General features: G+C 67.1%; 2 protein-coding genes and 1 pseudogene. 2 read left to right on the top strand and 1 reads right to left on the bottom strand.

What is annotated here, in order from left to right; all coding sequences use genetic code 11:
• A pseudogene (locus ABZS66_RS59085) lies at window positions 1-458 on the top strand (carbohydrate-binding protein); the annotation flags it as partial.
• Between the two features lie 320 nt (window positions 459-778).
• Window positions 779-6,175, top strand: a complete 5,397-nt coding sequence (locus ABZS66_RS59080) for an AAA family ATPase (protein ID WP_354773359.1) — start codon at window positions 779-781, stop codon at window positions 6,173-6,175.
• 440 nt (window positions 6,176-6,615) lie between these two features.
• Here ABZS66_RS59080 and ABZS66_RS59075 read toward each other — a convergent pair whose 3' ends face one another.
• Window positions 6,616-7,584 (bottom strand): hypothetical protein, encoded by a 969-nt coding sequence (locus tag ABZS66_RS59075; protein ID WP_354773357.1) that lies wholly within the window; start codon window positions 7,582-7,584, stop codon window positions 6,616-6,618.
• Between the last annotated feature and the right edge of the window lie 414 nt (window positions 7,585-7,998).

Here is a 7,998-nt window from a genome sequence, read left to right as displayed (position 1 = left end):
ATGGCGTGAAGTCGCTGTCGGGCACCGCGTCGACGCTCGGCACCGGCCCGGGCGGCGGCACTGGCAGCGTGACGAGCCTGCATGCCCAGGCCAACTCCATGTACGTCAGCGCCGAAAACGCCGGGGCGAGCCCCCTGATCGCGAGCAGGCCGGCAATCGGCACCTGGGAGCAGTTCGACTTCATCGATCTCGGTGGTGGCAATCTCGCGCTGAAGGCCCGCGCGAACAACAAGTACGTATGCGCGGAGAACGCCGGAGCCTCATCGCTCATCGCCAACCGCGACGCGATCGGACCGTGGGAGACGTTCCGGCTGATCCGCAACCCGGACGGCACCATCAGCCTGCAGGCGACCGTCAACAGCAAGTATGTGACCGCGGAGAACGCTGGCGCCAACCCACTCATCGCCAACCGCGATGCGATCGGACCGTGGGAGAAGTTCACTCAGGTCTCGTCGTAGCCTGGCAGCGCACCAGGCGGAATGGAGGCGGGCTCGTCGGCCCGCCCCCATCTATCTACCCGAGGCAGCCATCGCAACTGGGCCGCGGTCACGGCTGCTGCATCGCCGAGTACCGCCTCACGCAACGTCATGTCTCCAGGGATCCGTGCGGCATCCATCGCGTTCCTCACGAAAAATCCCCTTCACCATGAAAGATGTGTTTAGTCTGGTAAAAGGTGGGCTGATAGTCGTGGAGGCGTCGGATGCAAGCAGGCGGAATGACGCCAGGCCGGGATCCGCCGGTTCAGTGCGAACTCCTGCACGAGGGCGAACACTCTCGGATGACCCGGCTGTCCTTTGCCGGGCGCACGGTCATCCGCCAGGAGTTGCTGGGACCAGACGCTCAGCGACGAGCTCAGCGGGATCTGGCAATCCTGGAGCGACTGCGCGATGTAGAGGGTGTCGCGCAACTGGTGGAGGCGCCGCATGATCCAAGGTCCGTCGTAGTGGCGGACGCTGGCGGCACGAGCCTGGCCGAGCTGGCGAAGCCATTGGCTGTTGATGAGCTGATCCCGCTTGCGGTGCGGTTGGCCCGGGCGGTGACGGGGATGCATCGCCGCGGGGTGATACACCGGGACATCACTCCAGCGAACATCTTGATCTCCGGCGACGGCGCCCCCTGCCTGGTGGACTTCGCCTTGGCGACGTCATTCGCAGAGCTTCGTCCCGAGTTCACGCATCACACCGAGATCGTCGGTACGTTGGCGTACCTGGCGCCGGAGCAGACCGGGCGTACCGCCCGGCCAGTGGACCAGCGTGCCGACCTGTACGCGTTAGGCGCGACGCTGTACGAGTTGGCGACGGGTGAGCCACCGTTCGGTTCCGGCGACCCGCTGCGACTCACGCATGACCATTTGGCTCGTGTGGCGGTGCCGCCGGCCGCGGTAAACCCAGCCGTGCCGGGGCTGTTGTCCGAGATCATCATGCATCTGCTGGAGAAGGAACCGGACAACCGGTACCAGACGGCCGACGGCGTGGTCTACGACCTGGAGCGGCTACAGGAGGCCGACGCGCGCCCGGGAGCGGCCGCGCTGCGGGTCGGCGAACATGACGTTCCGCTGCGGCTATTGCCGCCGTCGCGGCTGGTGGGCCGCGACGACGAGGTCGCGGCGCTGGGGGCTGCGTTTACGGATGCACAGGCTGGCAGGTGCCGCGGGGTACTGATCAGCGGAGCGCCCGGGGTAGGCAAGACCGCGCTGGTCGATGAACTGCGACCGGTGGTGACGGGCAGCGACGGCTGGTTCGTGACGGGCAAGTTCGACCAGTACCGGCGGGATCTGGAATCCGACGGCGTCTATCTCGCATTTCGCGGATTGGGTCGGCTGTTGCTCGCCGAGCCGGAGGCTGAGTTGACCGAGGTCCGCGAGCGTATCTTGGATGCGGTCGGGCCGAACGCGGGCCTGGTGACGGCGGTTTCCCCGGAGTTCGCTGCGCTGCTGGCCGTGCCACCCGATCCAGGGGATCCGCTGACCACGCAGGTTCGGGCGCAGCAGACGACTGTACAGATGCTGCGTGCGATCGCCTCACGCAAGCGGCCGGTGGTGTTGTTTGTCGACGATCTACAATGGGCTGGGCACACGCCGATCGGCTTCGTCGACCTCGTGTTGAGCGAGGAGCAGATCGACGGGCTACTCCTGGTGGGCGCCTACCGCGAAGATGACACGAATGCGGCGAGTCCGCTGGTGACACCATTGTCTCGATGGCGTCAACAGCCGGGAGTGCAGCACATTCGGCTAGACAACCTGCCGGTATCCAGCTCTATCAGCATGGTCGTCGAGATGCTTCGCGTGGATGAGGCCACCGCGGCATCCTTGGTCAAGGTGATCAATCCGTACACGTCCGGCAATCCCTACGACACCGTGGAGTTGCTCAACGCGCTGCGACATAAGGGCGTGTTGACAGCATCGGCCGCCGGTTGGCGGTGGGGCGAGGCCGCCGTGCGCGCTCACCTGGGCCATTCCGACTTCTCGGAACTGCTGGCGGCGCGCGTCGACGACATGCCGATGATGTCCCGGACGACGGTGGAGGCGATGGCGTGCCTCGGCGGTCAAGTCGAGTTGAGCGTGCTGCAGACCGCCACCGCTGAGCCGACGGACGTGATGGAACGGCGGCTGGCACCCGCCCTCGACAACGGCGTCCTAGTCCTGGAGCCCGGGTTGCGTCAGACGGTGCGATTTCGCCACGACCGAATTCGCGAGGTCATCCTGCGCGGGCTGCATCCGCAGCAGCTTCCCACCCTACGGTTGGCGATGGCGCGGCGGCTTGCCGCCGTACCAGAACTGTACGCGGTCGCGGCTGAGCAGTATCGGCCGGTCGTCGACGCGGTCGACGACGCCGCAGAGCGACGTCAGGTGGTGGAACTGCTGCGGCGCGCCGCTCACCAGGCGACGTTGATCGGGGACTACTCACTGGTGCATGCACTGCTGTCCGCTGCACTGCGGCTTGTCGATCCGGGCGAGACCGCCACACTCGTCGAGTTGCATACAGGCCGACATGCCGCGCTCTACAGCATAGGGCGCCTGGAGGAGGCGGACGAGCTCTACCACACGATCGAGAGGCTGTGCACCACCCCGGTACAGCGCGCCGACGCGACGTGCGTGCATCTGAGAAGTCTCACGCACCGGCATCGCTTGGCGGAGGTAATGGATCTCGGGTTGGCGTCGCTGCGTGAGCTGGGCATCGCCGTACCGACCGCGGACCAACTCCCGGCGCAACTCGACCACCAGTTCACCTATCTACGTCAATGGCTGGACAGCACCGCGGACCCCGACGAGCCGAGCCGGCCGGACATCACGGAGCCGGTGCTGCTCGCCGCGACCCGCGTGCTCGACGCGGTCCTGCCCGGGATATATCAAGTCGACCTCAATCTGCAGGCGTGGCTGAGCCTGGAGGCGTTACGGATCTGGACCGAACACGGCCCTGCCCGCACCCTGGTCGGGCCGGCCAGTACTGCCGCGCTCGACACGATGATGCTGCGCGGCGACCACACCGCGGATCAGGCGATTCAGCGGACCCTGGCGCTCGGTCTGGCCCATGGTTACGAGCCCGACACCTCGCAGGCGCGCTTCGTGTCAGCTCTCGTGAGATGCTGGTCCGAACCGATCGAAGTCACCGTCCGAATAGCTCAACAGGCCCGGGAAGGGTTAATCGCCGGAGGCGACCTCGCCAACGCCGGATACTCGTACTACCCGACCGTGGCAGGACTCCTGGAATGCGCGCCATCACTGGACGCCTGCGAAGCCGCGGTTGACGCAGCAGTGGCCTTCATGTCCCGTTCCGGCAGCGAGCAGGCCAACCAGTGGGTCGAGTCCTACCGATGGCTGGCCACTGTGCTGCGCGGCGAACACTCCGCTGCAACTGTTGCAGCGATCCCGGCCGAAAGGTACGCCAGCCATCCGATGGCGCTCCTCATCGCGCATGTCACCCGCGCGATCGCTGCCGCCGTCTTCGACGATCTGGTCGGTCTGACCCGACACACTGCGGCGGCGACGCTCCTGCTACCGAACGGTCTAGGCCTATACTCGACAGCCCAGGCCCGACTCCTGCGCGGGCTCGCCCTCGCTGCGCAGGCCCGCGCCAGCCACGGCAGCACACGCGACGATCGACTGTCCGAACTGGACGATGAGACGCGCTGGATGGCCGCACGCGCTGCAGTCGCGCCGGCGAACTTCTTGCACCTGCTGCGTCTGCTGGAGGCCGAGCGGGCGTGGGCGGTCGGCGACTTCCACGCCAGCGTCCTCGGTTTCGACGCCGCGCGGCACGAGGTCGCCAGACATCAACGCCCCTGGCATCGAGCTCTGATCACCGAACGCATGGCCCGCTTCTACCTCGCCCACGGCGTCGAACACGCCAGTTATGACCTGCTTGCCGAGGCCCGCCGGGCGTACCTCGCCTGGGGCGCGAACGCGAAGGTCGACCAACTCGACTGGGCGTACCCGACCCTGCGACCAAGAACCCCTCCAATCGCCGGGCACCACGCCGACCGGCCCGATACTGCTGACCCTGTTCGCTCCACCGTCACGACCGGAACGATCGACCTGCTCGGCATCCTCCGCGCGTCGCAAGCACTGAGTTCGGAGACAGACGTTACAGGGCTGCGCTCCCGCCTGGTCGAGGTGCTCAGCGCGATGACCGGTGCCACCGGCGTCCATCTGCTGCTGTGGAGCGACGACCGACAGGAATGGCTGCTGCCGGCACCGGATGGCGAGGTCGTCGTCATCCCAGTCGGCAGCATGAGCCAGGAACAGACGGTGCCGATGTCAGTGCTGCGATACGCCGTGCGGATGCGTGAGCCGCTGGTCGTGGCCGACGCCAGGAGCGACGACCGCTTCGCCCGCGACCCCTACTTCGCCGAACTCACCTGCTGCTCACTGCTGGCCGTACCCTTCCCCAGCCGCGGCACGCTGCAGGCGGTGCTGCTGCTCGAGAATCGCCTCATCCGCGGCGCATTCACCACCGACCGGCTCGACGGCGTCAAGCTCATTGCCGGCCAACTCGCCGTCTCCCTCGACAACGCCCAGCTGTACGCCGAATTTCGCCGGATCGCCGACGAGCAGGCGGCGCTACGGCGGGTGGCAACGCTCGTCGCCTGCGGCGCGAGGCCCGATCTCGTGTTCGCCGCGGTAGCTAAGGAGGTCGGAACGCTTTTCGGTGCTGACACCACCGAAATCTTACGGTTCGAGTCGGACAGGGATGTAACCGTCATGGGGTGCTACGGACTCGAGCACCCCCAACCGGGTTCGCGCAGCACACCCGACCATCGCTCGACCATGGCGTCGGTCCAGGCTACAGGCCGCGCAGCCCGCCACGACGGGGACGACGCGACGGCGGAGCACCAACACGAGTCCAAGCCCGCGGGGGACTGCTCCGCGATCGCCAGCCCGATTGTTGTCGAGGATCGGGTCTGGGGCGCCATGGGCGTCGCGTCGCGGCGCGAACGGCTCCCCGAGGACACCGAGCAACGACTGGCAGACTTCACCGAACTCGTCGCGACCGCTATCGCCAACGCCGAAAGCCGGGCCGAACTCACCACCTCGCGGGCGCGGATCGTCGCCGCCGCCGATCAGGCCCGCCGGCGCATCGAACGGGACCTGCACGACGGCGCCCAACAGCGGCTAGTCACATTGGCGCTGCACCTGCGCGCGGCGCAGGCGGCGCTGACACCGGAGTTCGACGCGATCGCCGGAGAGCTTGACCGCGCCGTCGGCGGGGCGACCGGTGCATTGGAGGAACTACGCGAAACCGCGCGCGGCATCCACCCGGCGATCCTGACCGAAGGTGGCCTCAGACCGGCACTGCGCATGCTCGCCCGCCGCTCGCCGATCCCGGTCGACCTTGGTATGCCCGCTGTAGGGCGGCTGCCCGAGCAGGTTGAGGTCAGCGCGTACTACATCGTCGCCGAGGCGTTGACCAATGCAGCCAAACACGCGCGCGCCTCGGCCGTCACGATCACCGTAGAAGCCGACATGGCCGACCCTGCCGGCGCCGTCTTGCGCGTCGACGTACGCGACGACGGCGCCGGCGGCGCCGACTTCGCCCAAGGTACCGGCCTGGCCGGTCTCAAGGACCGCGTGGATGCACTCTCCGGCCGGATCTACCTCGACAGCCCGCGGGGGGTTGGGACCAGCCTGCGTGTGGAGCTCCCGCTGACCGACACAAACGGCATCACTTCCCGCTGAGGTGTGCCCGAACGGCTGGCAATATGCATGCGAAGCGCAGCAATACCCATCCGACGGAAAGGCTGGCTGGCAGGTTGTAGGCGACGCGAAGCCGGACCCCCGTCGTTGCCCGCCTGATCGACAATCGCGCATCAGCTGCCGGCAGGCTGCTGCCGTCCCGTCCCGTCGCGGTCTCGGCCATGCGCCATCGCCGCAAGGTCGTCGAGGTCCGCACTACCCCGAGCTGCCGACGTTGCTGCGGTTCGGGTTGTAACCAGGCTGGCGTCGGGTTCCAACGCGCGGCGGCCAGGAACACGGAAGGTCGGTGCCGATCGCGCGTCGCGGAGCGTCCTCACACCTCCCGTAGCCAGAAGGCATGAGCTGTTTCACGCAGCAGTCGTCGAGAGGGACGCGGCCACGCCCTACCGTTCGGGCGTCGCCGGAGCCGGCGGCTGGACCGTCTAGACGGACGGACCGCCCTGAAGAAGGTCGACAACGGTGCTCACCCTGCCGTCACCGTCGAGTACAAGCAGCTCGGTCTCGGGAGCGGAAAGCTGGCCGTATCGTTCGCCGGACGGCTGCGAGACCTCATCGAACAATCCCGGCACCTGAGTGTCCACCCAACGTGGCAACACATCCCCGGTCCGGTCGTCGGCGAGCAGCCAGTAGAGGTGGGAAGTCCGGTTCGGCGGACGTACGTGGATGAGCACCATCACGTTCGGGGTACGAGTGACGGCTTGCCAGACGTCGGCCGCACTGACGTCCGCCGCTTGCGTGAGCCTGCCGTCCAGGGCCGCGACGAGATCACGCAACTGGGGGCTCGTGAAGAAGCTGTCGTCGAGGGTTCGGTTGCCGATCCGGCCGTGAAACGCGATGAACGCGCCCACCGCGCGAACCAAGGAGTCTGCCGGAGAGCGTCTCTCGACGCTTACATGGTCCGGCTGGTTGTCGGAGACCCAACGTTCGTGTTTCGGTGAGACTGCCTGGTGTACTGCCGCACGGTAGATTCCGGCTGGAACCTCCTCGATCACGAACAGTTCCTCGACGGCCGGAGCCGGCGACGGCCGACGGACCCAGAACCGCAACCGGTTCCAGGATGCGGCCAGGGCAATCGTCGCCTGGTATCGACTCCGGACGACTACCGTCGGGGCGGTGATTTCCTGCCCCGCTCTACTGCTGGTGGCCGTCGTCGAGCCGGAGTGCAAGGCGCTGGTCATCGTGCCGACCGCGCTGAAGGACGGCCTGAAGTACGGGAATTGAAGGCTAGCGGTGGCCTGGAGCTGCACCCCGGACGCGATCGCTGCCTCAGAACGGGAATCGCTGGTCGCCGTTGGCTGCTTTCGCAGCCAGGCGTCACCGTCCGGGGTGCCAATGTGCTCGACCGATACGAGCTTTAACCTGACGAACAGCCCGGCGGTCGCCCTCGGCATGCCGATCCATTCCCGGCTCGCCAGGGCCTGCGGTCCCTCGGTGTTCCGCAGCAGCCGGCGCAGCGCCTTGCCCCCGGACCAACGGGAGTGGATCTGGCGCCGATTGTCACTTCCGCCGGTGCTACCGGCAGGTTGCGGACCAACGTCTTGGCTGCCCGGGCAAGCGAGCCGTCGTCGCTGGCCTGGATCGGCCACAGGTTGGGTCCGAGTAGGGTTCGAGCCACGTCGTCAAGGTCGTACGGCCCGCCACCGGCCGGCGCCGGGGTCATCAGTGCCAGCCGCTTCGTGATACGGAACGGAACGCTTGCAGGACAACGGAATCCTGCCTTCCATGGGGTCCGTCGGTGACTCCCACGACAATGCGCTGATGGAGAACTTCTGGTCCACCCTGAAGATCGAACTGGTCTACCGAAC

Source organism: Dactylosporangium sp. NPDC005572 (assembly GCF_040605515.1).
Classification (GTDB): Bacteria; Actinomycetota; Actinomycetes; order Mycobacteriales; family Micromonosporaceae; genus Dactylosporangium.
The sequence above is the reverse complement of the archived record's forward strand: the minus strand, read 5'-3'. Positions and strand labels throughout refer to the sequence as shown.

What these genes read in the sequence shown, in the direction of transcription:
- ABZS66_RS59080 (WP_354773359.1), top strand. Translation starts at nt 779, where the DNA reads ATGACCCGGCTGTCCTTTGCCGGGCGCACGGTCATCCGCCAGGAGTTG.
- ABZS66_RS59075 (WP_354773357.1), bottom strand. Translation starts at nt 7,584, where the DNA reads ATGCCGAGGGCGACCGCCGGGCTGTTCGTCAGGTTAAAGCTCGTATCG.